Here is a 21680-nt window from a genome sequence, read left to right on the forward strand (position 1 = left end):
CTAACCTCTTCACAACCTGACACGCCGAAACGCAGCCTAGCCGCGCATGGGGCGCTCACGGAACGTCCCTGGCAATCCCCCGGATACTCAGGACCGAAATCGGTGCGCCTGGCAATTGGCCCGTGGCGGGGTGACGCGCCCTCCGCGTCGCGCCCTGCCCGGGTCAGCCGTCGGCCGGCACCTCGGCTCCGGCGGTGCTGACGAGCCGCGCGAGCTCGTCCGCATCGGGAAGGTTCTCCGGGGCGATAGTCCGCCCGGTGCGCACGTAGTGGAACGCGGCACGCACCTTCTCCAGCGGTAACTCCACCGGGGCCCCGGTGATGTGGGACCGGCGCGCCGCCATCAGCTCCGCCCATGCCAACCGGTAGGCGGCCAACTGCATCACAACCGCGTGCTCGTCCGCGGCGGACGGTTCGGCGCCGGTCTTCCAGTCGATCACGGTCCATCCACCGTCCGGGTCCGCAAACACCGCATCGATCCGGCCACGTAGCACCGTCCCGGCGACCGAAGTCTCGAACGGCACCTCCACCTCCACCGGGCTGCGATCCGCCCACTGTGAGCGGAGAAAGGCGTCCTGGAGCAGAGACAGTTCGGTCTCGGCGCTCGCACCGGAGTCGGCGGCCCCGGGCAGCTCATCCAGGTCGAGTAGACGGGTCGCTCCGAAACGCTGCTCCACCCATGCATGGAACGCGGTGCCGCGGCGGGCCAACGGGTTCGGCGGGTACGGCAACGGCCGGCGCAACCGCGCCGCCAACTCGTCCGGGTCAGCCGCCAGATCCACCAACTGGCTCACGGAGAGCTGAGCCGGCAACTCCACCTCGGCCCGAATGTGCGACCGGGCCGCCCGCTCGGCGAGCAGCGCATCGACATCCGCCGCCCAATTGTCGGGATCGTCCTCCTCGCCGGGGCCTGCACCGGTACTCGCAGCGGATCCATCGAGTCCGGCGAGAGCGGCACGCACCAGTTGTGCACCATGCTCGACATCGGCGCGACGGTGACCCAGCGGGTCCCGCGGCCACAGCGCAGAGCGAGGCACCGCAGTCAGCGGATTCTCGCTGCCCGGCTCGGGTACGGGCGCCCACACGTCGATGACACCGAGCGCCGGACCCTCCGCAGCTGAGACGAGCGCTTCCAGCTCTAGCAGGAATGGCGATGGCCCCTTCGGTTCGGCCCCCGACTCGGCCCAGTAGTGGCCGGAGACGAACAGTGCACGCTCGGTCCGGGTGAGCGCGACGTAGAGCAGTCGGCGATCCTCGTCGAGTCGGCGAGACGACAGCGCCGCCTTGTGCGCCTTGATCACGTCCTCGAGATCCTTACGATCACAGACATTCTCGAGATCGAGTACCGGCACCCCGTCCGCAGACTCGCCGTCGTACGCGCGGTCGCCGCGCAAGGCGGTCGGCAATTCCGCGACCGAGCCCAGCCACGTGGCCGCCGCGGTCGACGACGGGAAAACACCGGCGGTGAGGTGCGGCACCGCCACAACCTCCCACTCGAGCCCCTTCGCCGAGTGCACGGTGAGGACCTGGACGCGGTCAGGCGCCACCTCGATCTCGCCGGGCGCAAGCCCGTTCTCGACATGCTCGGCCGCGGAGAGAAACGACAGCAGTCCGGTAAGCGTTGCCGACGAGCGGCTCGCGTACCCGGAGACCACGTCCGCAAACGCATCGAGGTGTTCGCGGCCGGCACCACCGACAACGCCGGTTCGAGTCCGGGCCTGTGCTTCGATCCCGATCCCGATGACCCGCTCCACCTCGGCGACCAACTCGGTGAGCGGCTGACCGAGCCGCTCGCGCAGCGAGGCGAGTTCGGCGGCCACCGCGCAGATCCGAACGTACCCTGACTCCGAATATCGCTGCGCCGGGCCAGGATCGGCCAGTGCGTCGGCGAGCCCTGCCTGTTCGGAGTGTTCGCCGGGCAGCGCGCTGTCGAGCGCCTCGTTCAGCGCCGCACTGTCCGAGACGGCACCGGCAGTGCCGTAGCCCGTCCGGATACCGAGCTCGCCCGCACGCTTCCACAGGGCCCGGAGATCGGACGCCCCGAGCTGCCAGCGCGCCCCGGTGAGCACCCGTACCGCGGCACTGCCTGCCATCGGATCGGCCACCAGTCGCAGCATCGCCACGACGTCCGCGACCTCGGGAGTGTGCAACAGGCCGCCGAGGCCCACCACCTCCACCGCCAGATCCCGGGCCCGCAGTTCGTCGGCGATCGGCGCCGCATCCGCGTTGCGCCGCACCAACACCGCCACGGTCGGCGGGGCCTCCCCGGCAGCGCGCGCCGCGGCGTACTGTTCGGCGATCCGGTCGGCTACCCATGCTCGCTCGACTTCGATGTCGTCGAGCAGCGCCAGCCGCACATCGCCCGGCACCGCGCCCGGCCGGGCCCTGAGCATGCTCACCGCGACACCCTTGTCCCGCAACGGGTCCGACACCATGTTTGCCAGCGCCAGGGCCTCCGGCGGATTGCGCCAACTGGTGAGCAACTCGAGCTTCGGGGCAGGCGAGCCGTCGGCCAGAGGGAAATCAGTCGCGAACCGCGGCAGGTTGGCGGCGGACGCACCACGCCAGCCGTAGATCGACTGCATGGGGTCACCCACTGCGGTGAGTGCGAGCCCCGCGTCCTCGCCGCCACCGAACAGCGACGACAGCAGCACCCGCTGCGCGTGCCCGGTGTCCTGGTACTCGTCGAGCAACACCACCCGGAACCGTTCGCGCTCACTGCGGCCGACCTCTGGGTGCTCGGACGCGACCCGCGCCGCGAGCGACATCTGACTACCGAAGTCGAGCGCGCTCTCCCGGCGCAGGGTGTCGGCCAGCCGCTGGACCAGGGGCAGCAAGTCCAGGCGCTGATGCTGGGCCTCGAGAATGTCGAGCAGTCCCTTCGACGGCTTGCCACGTTGCTTCGGCCCGGCGGGCAGCGTGTGGATCAATTTGTCCAGTTCGGTGTGCGCCTCACGCAGATCCTCGGGCGCGACGAGGTGCTCGGCGAGCTGCCCCGACAGCGCGAGCACCGATTCCGTGATCGACGCCGGGTTGCGGTCGGTATCCAGATCGCCGTCCCACGCGCTGACCACGCGGTATGCCAGCTGCCACAGCTCGGTCTCGGACAGCAGCGTCGCCGACGGCTCGATCGGCAGCAGTAGCCCGTGCTCGGACAACAGCCGTCCCGCATACGAGTGGTAGGTGCTCACCTCGGGCTCGCTGCCGAGGATGCGGGCCCGCAGTCCACCACTCGGGTCCAGGTCGCGTACCAGTGCCGAGCCGGCGAGCTTCGCGAGCCGCTGCCGGATGCGGGTGGTGAGCTGCTGCGCAGCCTTGCGGGTGAAGGTCAGGCCCAGAACCTGTTCGGGCTCGACCAGCCCGTTGGCAACCAGCCACACCACGCGCGCGGCCATCGTCTCCGTCTTGCCTGCGCCGGCGCCCGCAACCACCAGCGTGGGGCCGAGGGGTGCCTCGATGACCGCGGCCTGTTCCGCGGTGGGCGGGAACTGACCGAGGGCCTCCGCCAACTGAACCGGACTGACCCTGTGTGTGCTCATTCCGCCGTCACCTGCCGTCCCTCGTCATGCGCCGGACAGCTCGAGACCACCGGGCAGTGCCTGCATCCATCGTTGATCCGCGCGATGAAGGTCGGCCCCCGGGTCGCCGAAGCCGCATCGTGGATCGCGTCCTCCCACTGCGCGATCGAGTCGTCGTCGAGCGGCGCCTGGATCCGCTGGGTTGCGCCCTCCCTGTTGTGCGGCTTGGCCACGAACACGAGCCGTGCCCCGCCGGGCGGGGATGCCGGCTCGCCGACGATCGCGCCCTTCGCGGCGGCAACCTGATATGCCGCTAGTTGAGCGTGCTGCTGCGCCTGTTCCTTCGTCACCGCTGTCTTCGCGGTCTTCACGTCGACGATCACGGGACGGCCGTCGGGATCGCGTTCGAGCCGGTCGATACGGCCGCGGATCCGCACCTGCGGATCGCCCTCTGCGCGCGGCTCGAGCACACCGTCGACCTCGACCTCTACGCCGATCTCGGTGAGTTCGGAACGCGTCGTGCTCAGCCACGCCGCGAAGGCGTCGAGCATTCGGCGAGTCCGTTCCAGCTCACGCCTCGAGTACCACTGCGATCCCAGATCCACCGCGTCCCAAGCACTCTCGAGCGCGCGGTCCACCTGGTCGGGCGGGATCCGGCCAGCGACCGCCTGAACCAGCGTGTGCACGAGCGTGCCAGCGATCGCATGTGTGTTGTCCCCGTCGCTGCCGCCGTGCCGTTCGAACATCCAGCGCAGCGGGCAACTGTTGATGAGTTCGATCGTCGACGGAGACAGGGCGACCGGGCCATCCGCCGGATTCCACAGCGCCAGATCCGAACTCGGTTCGAGCGTGCCGTACCACCGGTCCGGGTGGGCACCCCGCACCCCGGCCTGAGCGAGACGCGCGAGCTGATGCGCAGCCCGCTGCTGTCGGGCCGGATCGGTGGCCGCAACACCGGGATCGCACACGACGCTCCGTAGTTCGGCAACCAGTGCAGGCAATGCCAGCACCCGCGGATTCTCGAACTCGATCGGCGTGACGTCGGCGTCGTCGCTGCCGTCCTCGCCGCGCAGCAGATCGTCGACGAACCGGGAGCGGACCAGTTCGGCATCGCCACTCGACGAATCCACCGCGGTCACCAGCAGCGAGCTGCGCGCGCGACTACACGCCACCAGGAACAGCCGCCGCTCCTCCGCGAGGAGTGGCGCGGTGCGCGACAACGTCGGTTCCACCTCCCCCATCCCGCTCGTGATCTCGATCAGGTCCTCTGTGCGCAGCAGGCTGCCGCGCGCACCGAGGCTCGGCCACAGACCCTCCTGCACCCCGGCCACCGCGACCACCTGCCATTGCCGGCCGGCTGCCGAGTGGGCGCTCAGGACGGTCACCGACTCCTGCGCAATCACCGTCCGCGAGCGGGCCGGGCCGGGAATGGCCTGTTCTACGAGGTAGTCCACGAACCCGCCGAGCTGTGCACGGGGCAGACGGTCTACGTAGTTCGCGGCAGCGTCGAACAGCGCGACAACGGCGTCGAGGTCGCGGTCGGCCTGCGCACCGATCGGCCCGCCATGAGCGGATGCCGCGGCCCAGCGACGCTCGAGGCCCGTGGCCTGCCATACCGCCCACAGCACCTCCTCGACGCCACGGCCGCGCTGCAGTGGGACCCTGGCACGCCGCAGGACCTTGAGCACCCGTCTCAACGACAGGGATTCGACGTCTGTGAGGCCCGGCAGCAGATGCGCGACATCGGGGGCCTCTGGCCCGTCGACGATGATCGCCCGAAGCAGATCCGACGAGTCACGGTCACCACCCGACGCCAGCTCGACGCGCCGCAGACCGCGCCGCAGCCGACGTAGGCTCACCGGCTCCGCGCCGCCCACCGGCCCCGACAGCAGCGCCAGAGCATCCTCCCCCGTGAACTCGCCACCCACCAGCGCGCGCAGCACCAGCAGCAACCCGGCCACCCCATGTTGCCGGGCGAGGGGCAATTCGCTGGCCGCGGTCGTAACCGGTACCCCGGCTGCGAGCAATGCCCGCCGCAGCGGCGGCAGCACCCGTGGCACCGAACGCACGACGATTGCCATCTGCGACCACGGCACGCCGTCGAGCAGATGCGCGCGGCGCAGTGTGTCGGCCACCAGCGCCGCCTCCTTCGCCGGTGTCGACAGCACCCGTATCACCGCGCGGCCCGGATCGGGGCCGGGGTCCTCGGCCACGGTGAAGCCGCGATGCGGCGGATTGCCCGGCAGCCGTGCGGCAATCCGAGCGGTAACCGCCGCTACTTCGGGAGCGGCCCGAAAATTGGTGTCGAGGACGACCTGTGCGGGCTCCCCGCGGCCGGCAAGATCAGCGAGGAAGCTCGGGTCAGCGCCACGGAACGCGAAGATCGACTGGTCCGGATCGCCGGCGACCGCCGTCATCGCGGTTCCGGTGCCGATCAGCCGCACCAGCTGCGCCGCCTGCGGATCGAGGTGCTGTGCGTCGTCGACCAGTAGGTGCCGCACGCGCACCCGTTCCCGTTGCAGCAGAACCGGATCGGTGGCGAAGGCAGTGAGGGCGGCGGTGATCAGTTCGGCGGCATCGAGTGCGGGGGCCGTAGCCTCGGGGGCCTCCATCCCTACCGCTCCGCGTAGCAGCATGCCCTGCTCATAGTTCATCGCGAATCGGCCCGCCGCGACCCACTCCGGGCGCCCGTGTGCTCTGCCCAGCTCGGCGAGGTCCTCCGGCCCAAGGCCGCGCTCGTTCGCCCGCAGCATCAGATTCCGCAACTCCACCGCAAAACCGGACATGCCCAGCGCCGGCCGTATCCGATCCGGCCACATGGCGCCACCGTCGGCGATGTCGCCGCGCAGCAACTCACGCAGCACTGCGTCCTGCTCGGAACCGGTGATGAGCCGCGGCGGCGGGTTGCCGTGTGCGGCGGCCTGCAGGCGCAGCACCGCGAAGGCGTAGGAGTGCACCGTCCGCACCAGCGGTTCCCGGGTGGCCCGAGGGCGTGCCGCGGGACCCGGCTCCGGCGCCCCCTCCAGCAGCCCGGTGGTGATCTGTTCCCGGATCGCCGTCGCCGCCCGCCGAGACTGCGTCAGCACCAGCACCGATTCGGGATCTGCACCGGCTGCGATCCGCGCGACCGCCGCGTCGACCACCAGAGACGTCTTGCCCGTACCCGGCCCGCCGAGAATCTGCCACGGATGCCAACCGCGGCCGGGCGGGGCACCGGTCAGGACCCGCGCCGCGGCGGCCGGCCACGTCCGTACCGGAGACTTCACGAACTGCCGCCCGATCAGGCGCGCACCGGGCGTCGACAGTCGAGTGCGTGCGCCCGGTTCGGTCATGCAAGGAATCTCACCAGACGGGTCCGACATCAACCGCATCCGGCATAGTGATGCCTATGCGCGGTCTCCACACATATCTGTTCGGCGCTCCCGGAGCGCCCGAGGTGCTCGCGGTCCACGGGCTGACGGGGCATGGTCGACGGTGGGAGGACCTCGGGACCGGCCTGCTCAGCGACACCCGGATCATCGCGCCCGACCTCCGTGGTCACGGCCGCTCGCCATGGACGCCGCCGTGGGGCATCGACACGCACGTCGCCGATCTGATCGAGGTCCTCGACGAGCACGCGACCGGGCCCGTCGTGGTGGTCGCCCACTCGTACGGCGGCGCGATCGCGTTGCATCTCGCAAAGTCGGCGCCGGAGCGGGTGCGCGGCCTCGTCCTGCTCGATCCCGCGATCGGGCTGCCGCCCGAGACGATGGGGCGCATCGCCGAACTCGTCATCGCACATCCGGACTACACGGATGCCGCGGAGGCCCGCTCGGAGAAGGTCCACGGCGCGTGGGCCGACGTGCCCGCGGCCGCGCTCGATGCCGACCTCGCCGAGCATCTGGTCGAACTGGAGAACGGCCGCGTCGGCTGGCGCATGTCCATCCCCGCGGTCGTCGCGTCGTGGGGCGAGATGGCCCGCGACTTCGTCGTGCCGCCGCCCGGCACACCCACCGTCCTGGTACAGGCGATGCGCGTCCAGCCGCCGTACGTGACGGCCGAGTTCCGGGCCGCTCTCGCCGAGACGCTCGGCCCTGATCTGACGCTCGCCGACCTCGATTGCGACCACATGGTCGCGCACGCCGAACCCGACGAGGTCGCCATGCTCGTCCGCAAGCTGCTGTAGGGGCATCTCGTGGCGGCCACTACCGAGGAACAGATCGAACGAGTCCGCGAGCTGGTCGCTTCCATTCCCCCGGGCACCGTCGCCACCTACGGCGACATCGCTTCGGCTGCAGCGCTTTCCAGTCCTCGGACAGTGGGCTGGATCATGCGGACCGATGCGGTAGATCTGCCGTGGCACCGGGTGCTGGGTGCCTCCGGACGGCCGGCGGCCCACCTCGCCCACCGCCAGTTGGCGAGGCTCGAACTCGAAGGCGTCCCGATCCGCGACGGTCGGGTGGACCTCGCGGCGGCCCGGCACCGGTTCTGAACACCGATCGGCACATCCACGCTCCGAATGCGGCAGCATTGGGCCATGACCACTTTCGACGCGATCATCCTGGCCGGTGGCCGCGCCAACCGGATGGGCGGCGTGGACAAACCGGCAATCGCCGTCGGCGGACGCCGAATGCTGGATACCGTCCTCGAAGCCGCGGCCGACAGCTCCCGGGTCGTTGTCGTCGGACCGCACCGCGACGACTTGAATCCACGCATACTGCAGACACAGGAAACGCCGATCGGGTCGGGTCCGGTGTCGGCTGTGGCTGCCGGGCTGGCATCTCTATCCGGACCGGACGACGAGCTCGTGGTGATCCTCGCGGCGGACCTGCCGTTCATCGACCGTGCCTCCGTCTCGGCGCTCGTCTCAGCCCTCGCCGAGGATGCCGTCGCGGACGCATCGTTCGCGGTCGACCCGGCCGGGCGCATGCAGTTCTTGCTCAGCGTATGGCGTCGGGCAGCGCTGACTGAGCGCCTCGATGCACTCGCCGGCCGGGAGAATCAGCCGATGAAGGCGCTCATTCCCGATCGTCACGTCACACTCGCGTGCTCGGGGGCCACCGACTGCGACACCCCTGCAGACGTCGAGCGGGCCCGCTCAGTACACATTCCGGAACCGATGGACATCGCCGAGGCACGTTCGGCGATCCGAGAAGCGCTGGCTCCCCTTCCGATTCGCGAGGTCCGGATTGTCGACGCGCTCGGTGCGGCGCTCGCGACGCCACTCGTCGCCGCCGAGGCCCTACCCCGATTCGATGTCTCCGCGATGGACGGCTACGCCGTGTCCGGACCGGGGCCGTGGCGGCTGCGAGACGAGATTTGTTACGCCGGATCGTCGTCGGCACTGTCCCTGGACGATGGCGACGCGGTTCGCATCGCGACCGGCGCCCAGGTACCAGTCGGCTCGACGACCGTAGTCCGCGACGAGTTCGTCGACATTGCAACGGATTCCGTCGGAAGAATGGTCGTGCTCCGATCCGGCTCCCCAGTGCGCGACGACACCCGACGGCGCGGCGAGGACTGGCAGCCCGGCCATCACCTCGCGGAGGCCGGGACCACCATATCTCCCGCGGTGGTGTCGGCAGCCACGAGCGCCGAGGTCACATTGGCTGCCGTGCGCGGCCCGGTGCGGGCTCACGTCGTAGTGACCGGCGACGAGATCCGGCGCGACGGACCCCTACTGGACGGACAGACCCGCGACTCCCTCGGCCCGATCCTTCCAAATGTACTGTCCCACTGCGGAGTCCGAACCGTTGCCGACACCCACCTACGCGACACCGCGGACGGGTTCGACACCGTACTGCGCGATTGTCGGGACGCCGACCTGATCGTGGTGGTCGGCGCAACCGGGGGCGGCGCCGCAGATCAGCTGCGGACAGCCCTGCTACGGGCCGGCGCCCGGGTGATTGTCGAGCGCGTTCGGTGCCGTCCCGGCGGCTCCCAGGTCACAGCACTGATGCCGGACGGTCGCGTCGTCCTCGGGCTACCCGGCAACCCCCTGGCGGCGTTGTCGACCCTGCTGGTGATGCTGCCCGCAATCGTCGACGGCCTCACTGCCCGGACGTCGACGGCGCCGATGACCGGCGCGGTGGTCAACGCCGCAGCGGCCGGGACCGCCGTCACGAGAATCGTGCCCGCCGCGCGGCAGGCGAACGGGACCTGGCGCGCCGACACTGTCGTTCGCACGGCGCATCTCGCTGGACTGATCGGGCGCGAGGCACTCGCACTCCTCCCACCACATCCCATCGACGAACAGACCGTCGAATTGCTCTTTTTACCTGAGTGATTCGACCAGCTCTCGCCTCCGGAGTATCGGACTTTCCGTCTCGAGAACCTCATGATCGGACGACCGCCCTAGCTGTGTCCATCCCCGCGCTGCTGACGTCCGATGCGGCGTTGTTCCTCCGCCCGTTCGCGACAGCGACGCAGAAACTCTTCGTCCGCCTCCGACTGCTGCGCAATCTGCCGACCCGGCCGGTCGTACTCCGGGAAGGCGGACGGAGACGCAGGGCGCCGGTGGCCACCCATCCCACCCTCGGGCCGCCCGGCAACCAGCCAGAGCACCGACCCGACGAGCGGAAGCAGCAGGACGACGATCACCCAGGCGATCTTCGGAATGTTCCGAACCTGGTGCTCTTCAGCAACGATGACGTCGACCAGACAGACGATCCACAGGATCATCACGATCAGACCTAGATACGGCATACGACGACAAGCCTCCCCATTCGTGCCGACCGCAGACGGCAACGACACCGTGCTTCCCCGACCACATGTGCCCGTCGATGAAACCAACTTCACGGTACTTAGCGCAACTATCGCTCCATGCGGAGACTCAAGAGAGTGTCTTGCGTCAAGAACCTGGCGGGGATTGACCGCATTGCAGGTTGGAGTGGTGAGTGGTCCAATTCGTGTGAGGAGCGCGCAAACCTGTTCCCGCACCGGATGCGATCTCGCCGACCTCGATCGCTAGTCCTCGTACTCCGGTTCGGGCTCATCCACCCGTGCCTGATACCCCGGACTCTTCAGATCGAGGAAGATCGCACCGACACTCAGGTTCAGCGTAATGACCGCTTTCGGCAGATCCCACCTGAGAACTGCCGTTGGTCCGGGTTCGGCGCTCGTCGCTGTCCCCAGGAGTGCAGTAAATGCCATATCAAGGTTCGTAAACCCTTCGTCCAGCAACGGACGCACCACTGTCATGGGCGTGGCGTCATCTGCCACGTCCGAGACGAAGATCGAGATGTAGCGCATCGAACGGTTCCGCCTGTACATGTCCGCCTCCGGCCGGCTGACATGAAGGTTCGTCCGAATCGGGGCGCCAGTTTGATTCAATTCAACGACCTCCCATCCAGCCTGTGCGCAGAAGGGTTCCAGGTCATCGACGGCCCAGGTCCAATCGAATTCTGCGGCGAGGCGGGCGATACGGGTGGCGACTTCGATGTCGACGTGCATGTGTGGATGCTACTTTCGCTCGACTGTAGTTCCGGCAACCCATGGACCTACCCGCGCCTACCCCCACATGTCCGTAGACGCCACCAGAACCGGTGTCGTGTCGCACGCCGGCACAGTCCTGCTGCTGCGCACCGCCGAGAAAACTGGCTTGACCACCGCTCTGTCGACCGGGTTGGCACCGTGGCGCAAGCCGCTGGCCAGCCACGATCCCGGCAAGATCGTATTGGACCTCGCGGTGACCCTCGCACTCGATGGCGACTGCCTCGCCGACATCGCCCAACTGCGCAACCACCCGGAGGTCTTCGGCCGGGTCGCCTCCGACCCGACCGTCTCACGCCTGGTCACCACACTGGCCGCCGACGCCCCGAAAGCACTCGCAGTGATCAACACCGCACGCCGCACCGCTCGGGCCAACGCCTGGGCGGCGGCCGGCGAACACGCCCCCGACCACCGCACCGGCTCCAACACCGCCGCCGACTCTCCCCCAAGCACTCCGTGCAGGGCGGTACCCCCATCGCCGTCGTCAAGGACGCGTTGGCGCAGCTGCCGTCCGATCCCGGTTAGCGGGTCGGCCGCAAGGTCATGATCCGCACCGACGGTGCCGGCGGCACCCACGCCCTGATCGAGTACCTGACCAAACGCCACCTGGGTACTCGATCGGGTTCTCACTCACCGACACGATGGCCGCCAAGATCGCGATGATCCCGAAGGAGGTGTGGACCCCGGCCTACGACGCCGACGGGACGGTCCGCGACGGCGCCTGGTCGCCGAACTGACCGGCCTACTGGATCTTTCGGGCTGGCAGACCGGGATGCGGGTGATCGTCCGGAAGGAACGACCGCACCCCGGTGCGCAGTTGCGATTCACCGACACCGACGGGCTGAGACTGACCGCGTTCGTCACCAACACCACTCGCGGCCAGCTGCCGGATCTCGAAACTACGGCACCGGAGGCGGGCGCGCTGCGAGGACCGCATCCGGTCCACGAAAGACACCGGACAGCAAAGCCTTCCGCTGCACGGGTTTGACCAGAACCGGATCTGGCTGGCGGTCGTGCAGTTGGCGTGCGAGCCGACTGCGTGGACGCAGATGCTCGTCTTCAACACTGATCCGGCACGCCGCTGGGAACCCAAACGCCTGCGGTTGCGTCTGCTCTCGATCGCCGGCCGTATCGCCCGGCATGCCCGCCGTAGTCACTCGAGACTGTCCGCGCACGCACCGCACGTGGACCTGCTGACCGCCGGACTCGGGCGCCTCGCCGCGCTACCGGTTCCGACCTGACCTGCGTCAAACTGCTCGACCGAGACGAAAGGCAAGCCACATTCGGGGCCGTGGACCCCGACGTCACCCGACCGCGTCGGGTACTCGCTCACGGACGAACACGTTTCCTCGATCGAGACACCCAGTACGAAGCCGCTCAGGCCAGCACGCGGGCCTCACGAAAGATCGAGGCTGGTGCGAGGTGCGCAAGCTATCGATTTTCAGGAATGACAGCGAGTCGGGCCGGCCGCAGCCTCAACCGACCTCACGTCTACTCAACTTCGGCGCTCTGCTCGATTTCGTCGTTCCATTGCTGGTACGCAGGACTGACCAGATACACCCTGACCGATGAGACACCGATTTGGGCCCTCACCACCAGGCCCGGAAGGTCCCAGCGCAGGCCGCGGGTCGGTTCGATCCACCAATCCGTGGGCCGCTGCCCGAGCAGTTCGAACATCCGCTGCACGAGTGCATCGAAAACTTCATCCAGCTCAGGCTCCAAGTCGCTCTGACCGAGAACCACATCACTGGCACGGAAGGAGATCGCATCGATCGCTCGCGACAATTCGGTTGTCGATACGTCCGCGACGGATACCCTCACATCAGGGCGATTGACTTCGAGATTGGTCACGGCTGCTGGCACCTGCTCATCGAGGCCGCTGAACTGCCAGCCAACCTGACCACAGAACAGCGGCAGGTCATTGACGGTCCACGTCCAGTCGAACTCAGCGGCCGCGCGCACCGCCTGGGCAGCGCGTTCGATATCTGCTCGCATCTTTTGCAGCTCTCTCGTAGTCAGAGTTGGTGGTTCGGTAGTGGCCGTCACGGCGGTCGTAGCGTCCCACATCACGACGGGGCCAAGTACTCACAGGTAAGTCATGCCGCGGAGGCGTTCTTCATCCGAGACGATCTGTCCGGGCGGCGGCGTGTGCTGCACGACGTTGACTGTCAATGATTCGTTTGCCGGTGTTCGAGGGGGCCGGAACCCGGGTAGCAGGGCAGGCACCGCAGGTACTGGAACAGCGAGTTGCCCGATCGCGGCGACATCGTGCAACCCTGCCTGGATCAGGCCACCGAGCCAGCTACCGGCCTGACCGAGCACACCGACCGGGAAGTTCCCCGCCCCCACGATAGGGTTGGCCTGTGGTAACGGTAGTGCGACCCCGCGCAGCGTAGCCTCGCGCTTTCACGCTGACTGAGCGGAAGTCCGTGTCATAAACGAAGAATGGTGCCCTGAACTGGGATAATTCGACTTGCGACAGTTGAATCAACACCAGTTCGAGGAGCACCATTCAGGTGAGCAATCCGCGCTGATCCAGCGAGACACCGGCGGTCGGTTCACATCCAATCCGACAAGGCCAGTCGATGGCCTTTGCCCAGGCCCTGCGGTCGGCGCGGAACCCGACCGGGAGCAGCAGCCCGCGGCGGCGCAGCGCCCGCTCGACGGTCGAGTCCGACACCGCGTGGCCGTCGGCGCGCATCAGGGCGGCGATCTTGCGGTGCCCCCAGGCAGGCCAGTCCTGCGCGTACTTCGCGGACAGCGCCTCGTAACGGTCGACCTTCGGCGCCGGCCACGGCCCCTTCACCGGCACACCGTCGTGATTGCGAGCGAGGCGCCGGCGGTAGGCGCTTTCGGGGATCTGAGCGAGTGGTGCGAACCTCGAAACCGGCAGCCCGGCTGCCTCTCTCAGGGATTCGAGGGTTGCGAAGGGACCTCGTCGACCAGCTTCGCGCCGTGCTGCCAGATCCGCAGCTGCACCGTCGCCTCCGCCAACGCCAGCTTCAACTGTTCGTTCTCGCTGCGCAGGCGGCGTTCCTCGACCGTGCCGCGGTGCCCGGCGGTGCCGAACGGTTGTTCCTCGAGCCGCTCGCGGCCGGCATCGAGGAACTGCTGCTTCCACTTCGACACCGACATGTCCGACACCCCGTGCCGACGGGCGGCCTCGGCACCGCTCATCTCCCCGGACAACACTCCCAATACCACCCACATCTTCACCTCGACCGGGATCTTCGTCCGCCGTGACCTCGCCACACGCCTCCCCTTCCGGCTCGTGTCCCGGAGCGTAAACGCCGGGACCCTGCCAGAAAGTCTGACGCAGGAGAAGAGCCCCTGTTGCCTCATGTCAAGATGCCCGCGAAGCGTGATTCGTTGCCTCATTTGTGGATGTCCGCGAGGGAGTGGTGGCGGATCCGGGCTTCTTCGTCGGTGTTCGTTTACTGGTGGCGAGGGTGATCAACTCGGCGGTAAGGGCCTGGATCTGTCGTTGGACCGCCGCGGGATTGACGCTCGCGTAGGCCGCATCGAGAGCGTCCTTCGTGTCGGCGGTCACCGCGGGGTGAGCGCTCGCACGCCGGTGTGGAGTGGTCGCGGTGTCGTACTTCTTGGTCACCTTCGCGCCGTCCCGAACCTTGGAGATCAGCTTCTGCTGCGGCGAGAAGAAGTTCGTCATATTCGATTGCAGAACCCAAATCTTGTTGAGTAACAAAAGTTCCGCAGGAGTGTCGTAGCGAAGATAGCCGACAACGGTACGCACGATGGCCCAGTTCTTCTGCTCGACGTGCGCACCATCATTCGAGTTCCCCGGCCGCGAGCGGGTGAACGTGATCTCCCGCCGTTCACACCACGCCAGCAGATGATGGTTGATGAACTCGCTGCCGTTGTCGGAGTCCACACCGAGCAGCGGGAACGGCAACACCCCGGCGATCTCGTCGAGCGCCGCGACCACCCACTTGAGGGCCTTGTTCGGCACCGACCGGTTCTCCGTCCACCCGGTGGCGATATCGGTCACCGTCAACGTGTACGCATGCTCACCGACCGCGTTCCCGCCCTCGTGACCGACCAGATCGATCTCCACGAACCCCGGCACCGCATCGTCCCACTGCGCCCACGTCCGGATCGGTATCTGCGACTTGAGCAGCGATCCCGGCTTCGTGTGCGAGCGACCCTTGAGTTCGAGCGACTTGCGCTGCGGGGCCAGCCGCCGATCCACGGTCGCCGCCGACATCCGCACCAGCAACGCCGCGGTGTCGTCGTCGATGTCGAGTTCCCCGAACCGCCGCAACACCGGAACCAGCTCCGGCAGGATCGGGACAAGACGCTTCCCTGCCGGCATGCCGAGCACCGCCCAACAGAATGTCAGTGCTGCAACAACTTCCGAACCATACTTGACCGGACGTGGAGCCCGCGGACGCACCACCCGCGGCATCAGAGCAGACCGCAACATCCTGCGGGCATGATCACGATGCCACCCCGTCGTCGCGCACAACTCGTCGAGAATCCGGGACTTCCCCGACCTGTCGGCCCGGGCATATCGGGTCGCGATCGCCCTCGTCACAGACTTACGTTCCGCCATAGACAGTCCCATCACCCGGCCCTACCGCCCCCACCGGCATCGACCGGACCGACACGCCGCTACGCGGGCATTCTCGGATGAGTCAACGATGGGACCTACGCGGGCATCTTTGATGAGTCAACGCGGAGCCTTGACTCGAAAGTGTGTTCGAACTAAACTGTCGGTATGACGCTGGGGGGCGAGAACACCGTGCCGGTCGACGGCGAGTCGTACTGGCGTCTGACCGAACAAGAATTGTTGGACGAGACACTGTCGGTGTGCGCGGAGATCGCACGGCTGCAGACCCGGCGCGTCCGGCTGGTCGGCGCGGTCGATTCCCGCTGCACCACCGACGTCCTCGGGTTCAGAGACGTCAGACAGTGGCTCGCGGCGACGACCCTGCTCGAGGTCAGTGAGGCGGGCCGGATCCTGAACCTGGCCCGGGGCCTGCGCGAGGAACCGGACATCCGGGAGATGTTCGACGCCTGTGAGATCTCGGCCGCCCACACGGCACTGGTGCTGACATTCTGTCAGAAACCACCCCGCGGCATGCCCGACGAAGCACTCTGGCCAGCCCGGCGAGTACTCCTCGAGGCCGCCCGCGGTCCCGCCACGAACACCGCCTACGTGCACACACAGATCCACAAACTCGAGCGGATCTTCGAATCCGACGACCCACCGCCATCGGAAGAGACCGACCGCAACGAACTCCACGTCTCGAAAACCCTCAACGGCCGCTATGCCGTCCGCGGAGACCTCGACGCCGTCACCGGCGACATGCTCCAATCCGCACTCTCCCCACTGTCGGCCCCGCACCCGGGAGTAGACGGCACACCCGATCCGCGGCCGCCCGCGCAGCGACGGGCGGACGCACTCACCGAACTACTACGCCGCTACCTCGACTCCGCGGTATCCCCGACCGACGGCGGCACGAAACCACACCTGCACCTACACATCAACGCCCGAGACTTGGCCGACCACAGTGTGTTCGGACACTGCAGCACGAACACAGGCAGTAGCGCGAGCAAAACCCGCGACACCGAAACCGACACGAGCTTGCTGGCGAACCTGCTCGGTGACACCGGAGTCGGCCGGCTCCCCTGGGCCGGACCGATCACCGTCACCACCACCCGACGCCTGACCTGCGACTGCATCCTCTCGCCCATCGTGATGGACGAGCACGCCGCCCCGATCAACCTCGGCCGCACCATGCGCACCATCAGCGCCGCCCAACGCCGCGCCCTCATCGCCCGCGACACCGGATGCGCCTTCCCCGGCTGCAGCACCCCACCCTCCTGGTGCGACGGCCACCACATACGGCACTGGGCCGACGGCGGACCCACCAACCTCGACAACCTCGTCCTACTCTGCCGCTTCCACCACAACCTGCTCCACCACTCCCACTGGCACGTCCGCATCGGACCCACCCGCCACCCCGAATTCATCCCACCCACCAGCATCGACCCCCGACAACAACCCCTACCCGCCAACAACCGAGCCGGCCCCACCGCCGCGTGACCTCCCATCGCCTGAGCCCCGGTCATTCGGCCCGGGTGACGCGTGGGCCCAGGTGATGCGCGGGCCCGCCGGACAACTGGTTCACGCGGTCGTCGAGCGTGCGTCCACCTGCATCAATTGTTCACCCCTGCGAACAGCGGGGACCGCGGCACGCTCGTCTGCTGCAGGTTGCTCCAGGTCCACAAGAACGGATCGACAAGGAATCAGCCGACAACCGTGAATGCCGGCGGCCCTGATCAAGCGTTCTCTGAGACCGCCGCATCCGCCGAAATCTGTGTAATCGCCGCTGCATCTTCCTCGCCGAACTTGTCCTCGAGGGTTTCGGGCGAGTAGTCGAGGTCGATCTCCTCGACCCGGCGGCCACGGGCCGACTCGATGGCACCGAGCCGCCGCTGCGCGCGATCGGCGGCATAGTCGACGAACTCCTGCGGGTCCAGCCCGAACGGCTGCTCCTCGAACTGGTCGTTGACCCACTGGATCATGCCGAGGGCGTGCGGCAGCAGCTCGCCCATACGTTCCTGCACCAGATCCCAGTTCCGGTCGTCGGCCGCCACATGCCGCCGGCAGGTGAAGGTGCCCCAGGCCATGTGGCGGCGTTCGTCGTCGCCGATCCGACGGATCAGCTCCTGCATGCCGGGCAGGATGTCGCGCTGCGTGCAGACCTTCTGCCACGCGTAGTAGCCGGTGAGTGCGAGACTGCCCTCGATGACGTGGTTGTAGGTGACACTGGCGCGAACCTGGTTGGCAGGGCTCGGATCCGTCTCGAGTAGCCGCAACGATCGGGGCAGCTCCTCATAGAAGAGCGTGCGGTAGTAGGGATTCTCCGCGACGAACGAGTGCAGATCGCCGGTGAGCCCCACCGCATCCATCCAGCGACGAAACACCTCGGTGTGCTTGGCTTCCTCGAAACAGAATTGCGTCAGGTACATCTCATCGGCGAACCGACCCTCGGTCGCCATCGCACGCATGAACGGCTGGATATCCTCGGTGACGGCCTCCTCCCCCGCAATGAACTGCGCGCACAGATAAGTTGCGCTGCGCTGCTGCTCACTGCTGAGTTCCTGCCAGTCCTGCGCGTCCTTCGTGAAGTCGAGGTCGGCGGGGTTCCAGAACTTCGCGTTTCCCTTCGCGAACAATCGGAGGGGAAACGCATCCCAGTTGAGTCCACCCTGTCGGAGCGAACTGAAGCCCTGCCTGTCGACTGATGTCGCGGTCATCTCGGAACCTTCTTCCCGGCGCTGCGCCGACGTCCGCCTCGCACGCTCTGCATCCTGGACCTGGAAGTATCAGTGGGCCGAGCGTGCCCGGTCATTTCTCACGGTAGCCCGGTACCGACCGAATCGGGGCGATATTTGCACACCGATGCGCAAGAAAGCTGCTGCCCCAGACGCGGGCGGTGTGACGCCCGTCAGCCCCCTCGTCTGCCTTGTCGTATCTTCCACAGACGCGACCAAGCGCGCGACAAGGAGGGTTCCACACATGAATGAATCGCTCGGGTTCCTCACCCGTGACGGGGACGGGTTCACGCCTCTTCCGCTGGGCATCGGGAAGTGGTCGTCCGACATGATCAATGGCCCGGCAATCTCCGGAATTCTGGCTCGGGCCATCGAGAACGAGCACGGTGCAGAGGGATTCGTTCCTGCTCGGCTGACGGTCGACCTGTTCCGGCCGGCGCGCGCGCAGCGGATCGACGTGGTCACCCGCAGTGTCCGCAATGGCAACCGGATCCGGCTGGCGGACGCCGAGGTCATTCAGAACGGCAAGGTCGTCGCGCGCGCGTCCGTCGTATTCCTGCGCCGCTCCGCACAACCGCCGGGCGAGCTGTGGACCCGGCCGGATGCACCGCAGCCGCCGCCCCTGAGTGTCCTCGAACCGCTGCAGGCGCCCTCACATCCGTGGATCGGCAGCGATGACCACCCGGCCGGCTGGTCCCCATCACTCGGTGACCACGAAGGTTCAAGTCGAAAACGACTGTGGCAGTATCAGATTCCTGTCGTCTCCGGCGAGGAGCCGTCACCGTTCGTTCGCGCGGCAATGGTCGGCGAGACCACGAGCCTGGTGACCAACTGGGGATCCGCGGGAATCGGGTTCATCAACGCCGACCTCACCTTAGCGCTGTCCCGGCTACCGGAGGGCCCGGAGATCGGCCTCGAGGCCGACAACCACATCAGCGTGGACGGAATCTCGGTGGGCACCACGACCATGTTCGATCGCCGCGGGCCGATCGGCACCTGCGTCGTCACGGCACTGTCGAACGCCGAACGACAACTGGGATTCGCGAACTGAGCGCCGAGTTGGGCTGCCCAGCCCGAGCACCACGGAACCGTGCGGCCACCAGATCCACTACCGCCGGGTGCACGCCGAGCGGCGCGGCGACCCCGTCTGACCCGGCCTGTTCCAACCGTGTATGGAACAGGCCCGGGGCCAACAGGTACGACGCTATGAACACGCGCCGTGCGCCGTCTGCACGCAGCCGGTCGACCGCCTCTGACACGGTCGGTGAGCCGGTCGCGACATAGGCGACCGTTACCTCTCCGCCCACCCGCGCCGACAGCATCGCAGCTGCCCGCCGGAGGTCGTTCCGAGCCCGCGAATCGGAAGAACCCGCCGCCGCGAAGACCACCGAATCTCCTGGACACCAACCGGATTCGATCAGACGCTCTTCCAGCACCCGGGCCAGCACAGGATGCGGGCCGAGCGCCCGGGTGACCGTCACTCGCGGGTGACCGCTCTCGAGCAGACCGCGCGGCACGTCCGAGTGCACGTGATAGCCCGAGGCCAGGAAGGCCGGAACAAGCACGGCGGGGCCGTCGACGCCCCGCAGTACTTCCGCGGGCGAAGGACCCAGCACGTCCACGAACGCCGTCCGCACCGTTCCCACCCGACGCGCCACCGCGCCCGCTAGCGCGGCGACGGTCTCGACGCCGGTACGGCTGCGGGTGCCGTGGGCCACGAGCACGAATGCCGGGCCGATCACGGACTGCTCCGCTCGAGCAACCTGTCGTAGTCGGCGGGGTCGAGCGCCAGCCGGTATCCGCGCTTGACTACCGTCTGCACGGCCTTGGGCGCACCGAGATGACCGCGCAACCGAGCTATGGCCGTCTCGACAGCGTGCGTGTCGTCACTACCGCCAGGCAACGCCGACAGCAGATCCGCGCGCGAGACGACCAGACCCGGACGCTCGGCCAGGCGGCGCATCAGCGCCATGCCCGCCGGCGGGAGCTGCCGCACCTCGCCGTCGACCAGAACGCAGTTTCCTCGCACGCTGATCTCGTGACCACCGGCGCGCACCGGGCCGCTCCGCTGCGGCAGTTCCTCCGCAATGTGCCGGGCCAGTGAACCCAGCCGCGACCGTGCCGGCGCCGTCGTGCGCACCCCCAGCGCGGTGAGAGGCGCCGCGGTCACCGGCCCTACACACGCCGCCAGCACGCGGCCATTCAGCGCGGTCAGAAGCGGCTCGAGTACACCGGCTTCCTTGGCCCGCCCGAGGATCGACGCCACTGCGGGTGCACTGGTGAAGCTGACGGCGTCCAGCCCACCCGCCGCAATGCTGTCGATCATCCGGTCCAGCGCTCCGCAGTCGTCAGGAGGCGTCCACCGGTACACGGGCACGGCGATCACGTCGGCGCCGGCGTTGCGCAGCGCCGCGCAGAAGTCCGGGATGGGCTCCCACTCGGTTGTCGCACCGTGCAACTGCACCGCTATCCGCCGCCCGTCCACCCCCTCCGACAGCAGGTAGTCCAGGACCTCCGCCGAGGATTCGGATGCCGGTGACCATTCCTCCCGCAGGTCGGCGGCGCGGACCGCACCTTTGGCCTTGGGCCCACGAGCGAGGATCCGACTCGCACCCAGTGCGCCCAGCAACTGATCCGCGCGCCCCCACCCCTCGGCGGCGCCCATCCAGCCGCGAAAGCCTATGCCGGTCGTCGCAACGATGACGTCCGGGGGATCGGCCACGATCGCGTCCGTGACCCGCGACAGTTCGGTGTCATCCGAGAGCGGGATGATCCGGATCGCCGGAGCGTGCACGACGGCGGCACCGCGGCGGATCAGCAGTGTCGCCAGTTCGTCGGCTCGGCGCGATGCCGTGATCCCGACCGTGAATCCTCGAAGTTCGCCCGCCCCTGCAGCCCCCACGGCCGTCACGGCGATCCATCACCCATCGAGAAGGCGCCCACCTGCACGACGTCTTCAGCGCCGCCGCTGACCACCCGCACGGGGTAGACCGGTAGACGCACCGCCTCGTCGTCGAGACAGCGGCCGTCGACCAGCGAGAACACCTGCTTGAGCAGTGGGGACGCGACCGTCGGTTCGCCGTGCCGGTCACCGACCAGTCCGCGGGAGATCACGGCGGCCCGCCCGAACGGGTCAATGTTGCCGACCGCCCGCAGGCTCCCGTCCGGCAACAAGAACAGCGCCGCTTGAGCGCCGCCCCGCAGCAGCACGGCCACGCCGCGCCCCGGGATCAGATGGCCCCGCGTGCACGCGGACGTCCAGTGCCGTCCCTCCCCTACATAGGGCGCCTCATGGGTGCCGACCTCGCCGGACACCCAGCTCTCCATCACCGTCATCGCAGACCTCCCTGTGCTGTGCTCATTCAAAAGTCGGGTTGTTTCCGCAGCG

At 68.0% G+C, this 21680-nt stretch carries 18 protein-coding genes and 1 pseudogene; 6 read left to right on the forward strand and 13 right to left on the reverse strand.

Features of this window, described 5'->3' with window-relative positions; genetic code table 11:
* Window positions 1-163: 163 nt before the first annotated feature.
* Window positions 164-3538, reverse strand: coding sequence for an ATP-dependent DNA helicase (locus tag ERC79_RS04370; RefSeq protein WP_131576043.1), 3375 nt, complete (start codon window positions 3536-3538; stop codon window positions 164-166).
* Entirely contained in the window at window positions 3535-6849 is a 3315-nt protein-coding gene (locus ERC79_RS04375) for an ATP-dependent DNA helicase (RefSeq protein WP_131576045.1), read from the reverse strand. The genes ERC79_RS04370 and ERC79_RS04375 overlap by 4 nt, the downstream gene beginning before the upstream one ends.
* A 56-nt stretch (window positions 6850-6905) precedes the next feature.
* Between ERC79_RS04375 and ERC79_RS04380 the strand changes: the two genes are divergently transcribed.
* Genes ERC79_RS04380 through ERC79_RS04390 form a run of 3 tightly spaced genes read left to right on the forward strand, consistent with a single transcriptional unit; the run spans window position 6906 to window position 9782 of the window.
* A complete protein-coding gene (locus ERC79_RS04380; RefSeq protein ID WP_165497038.1) occupies window positions 6906-7682 on the forward strand; it encodes an alpha/beta hydrolase in 777 nt (258 codons plus the stop codon).
* 9 nt (window positions 7683-7691) lie between these two features.
* Complete coding sequence (locus ERC79_RS04385; RefSeq protein WP_131576049.1) at window positions 7692-7988, forward strand: MGMT family protein; 297 nt, start codon at window positions 7692-7694, stop codon at window positions 7986-7988.
* 45 nt (window positions 7989-8033) lie between these two features.
* Complete coding sequence (locus ERC79_RS04390) at window positions 8034-9782, forward strand: NTP transferase domain-containing protein (protein WP_242676747.1); 1749 nt, start codon at window positions 8034-8036, stop codon at window positions 9780-9782.
* A gap of 68 nt (window positions 9783-9850) precedes the next feature.
* On the opposite strand, the gene ERC79_RS04395 is transcribed toward ERC79_RS04390, so the two are convergent.
* Window positions 9851-10201 carry a PLDc N-terminal domain-containing protein gene (locus ERC79_RS04395; RefSeq protein WP_131576053.1) on the reverse strand — a complete coding sequence of 117 codons (351 nt, stop codon included), beginning with the start codon at window positions 10199-10201 and terminating at the stop codon, window positions 9851-9853.
* 261 nt (window positions 10202-10462) lie between these two features.
* The gene (locus ERC79_RS04400; protein WP_131576055.1) at window positions 10463-10948 is read right to left on the reverse strand and encodes a DUF6301 family protein; all 486 of its coding nucleotides are present in this window, start codon (window positions 10946-10948) and stop codon (window positions 10463-10465) included.
* Window positions 10949-11015: 67 nt separating this feature from the next.
* Here ERC79_RS04400 and ERC79_RS04405 point away from each other — a divergent pair.
* Window positions 11016-12228: pseudogene (locus ERC79_RS04405) on the forward strand (transposase).
* A 250-nt stretch (window positions 12229-12478) separates the two neighbouring features.
* Here ERC79_RS04405 and ERC79_RS04410 read toward each other — a convergent pair.
* The 5 genes from ERC79_RS04410 to ERC79_RS04430 form a co-directional block, all read right to left on the reverse strand.
* Window positions 12479-12982, reverse strand: a complete 504-nt coding sequence (locus ERC79_RS04410) for a DUF6301 family protein (protein ID WP_131576057.1) — start codon at window positions 12980-12982, stop codon at window positions 12479-12481.
* Between the two features lie 90 nt (window positions 12983-13072).
* A complete protein-coding gene (locus tag ERC79_RS04415; protein ID WP_131576059.1) occupies window positions 13073-13336 on the reverse strand; it encodes a hypothetical protein in 264 nt (87 codons plus the stop codon).
* Window positions 13337-13499: 163 nt separating this feature from the next.
* A complete protein-coding gene (locus ERC79_RS04420; RefSeq protein ID WP_131576061.1) occupies window positions 13500-13793 on the reverse strand; it encodes an IS3 family transposase in 294 nt (97 codons plus the stop codon).
* 101 nt (window positions 13794-13894) lie between these two features.
* Complete coding sequence (locus tag ERC79_RS04425; RefSeq protein WP_207390427.1) at window positions 13895-14239, reverse strand: transposase; 345 nt, start codon at window positions 14237-14239, stop codon at window positions 13895-13897.
* A gap of 91 nt (window positions 14240-14330) precedes the next feature.
* On the reverse strand, window positions 14331-15572 hold the full coding sequence (locus tag ERC79_RS04430) for a transposase family protein (protein WP_242676610.1): 1242 nt from the start codon (window positions 15570-15572) through the stop codon (window positions 14331-14333).
* Between the two features lie 153 nt (window positions 15573-15725).
* On the opposite strand from ERC79_RS04430, the gene ERC79_RS04435 reads away from it, so the two are divergent.
* A complete protein-coding gene (locus tag ERC79_RS04435) occupies window positions 15726-17057 on the forward strand; it encodes an HNH endonuclease signature motif containing protein (RefSeq protein ID WP_131576065.1) in 1332 nt (443 codons plus the stop codon).
* A gap of 236 nt (window positions 17058-17293) precedes the next feature.
* Here ERC79_RS04435 and ERC79_RS04440 read toward each other — a convergent pair whose 3' ends face one another.
* Window positions 17294-18274, reverse strand: a complete 981-nt coding sequence (locus tag ERC79_RS04440) for a R2-like ligand-binding oxidase (RefSeq protein WP_131576066.1) — start codon at window positions 18272-18274, stop codon at window positions 17294-17296.
* Between the two features lie 262 nt (window positions 18275-18536).
* Between ERC79_RS04440 and ERC79_RS04445 the strand changes: the two genes are divergently transcribed.
* Window positions 18537-19343, forward strand: coding sequence for a thioesterase family protein (locus ERC79_RS04445; RefSeq protein WP_131576068.1), 807 nt, complete (start codon window positions 18537-18539; stop codon window positions 19341-19343).
* Here ERC79_RS04445 and ERC79_RS04450 read toward each other — a convergent pair.
* The 3 genes from ERC79_RS04450 to nirD are packed head-to-tail and all read right to left on the reverse strand — an operon-like array spanning window position 19297 to window position 21628.
* Window positions 19297-20034, reverse strand: a complete 738-nt coding sequence (locus ERC79_RS04450; protein WP_131576070.1) for a sirohydrochlorin chelatase — start codon at window positions 20032-20034, stop codon at window positions 19297-19299. The genes ERC79_RS04445 and ERC79_RS04450 overlap by 47 nt on opposite strands.
* The gene (locus ERC79_RS04455; protein WP_131576072.1) at window positions 20031-21203 is read right to left on the reverse strand and encodes a uroporphyrinogen-III synthase; all 1173 of its coding nucleotides are present in this window, start codon (window positions 21201-21203) and stop codon (window positions 20031-20033) included. Before ERC79_RS04455 ends, ERC79_RS04450 begins: the two co-directional genes overlap by 4 nt.
* A complete protein-coding gene (nirD, locus tag ERC79_RS04460; protein WP_131576074.1) occupies window positions 21200-21628 on the reverse strand; it encodes a nitrite reductase small subunit NirD in 429 nt (142 codons plus the stop codon). The genes ERC79_RS04455 and nirD overlap by 4 nt, the downstream gene beginning before the upstream one ends.
* Window positions 21629-21680 lie beyond the last annotated feature (52 nt).

It is taken from the genome of Rhodococcus sp. ABRD24 (assembly GCF_004328705.1).
Lineage (GTDB): Bacteria > Actinomycetota > Actinomycetes > Mycobacteriales > Mycobacteriaceae > Prescottella.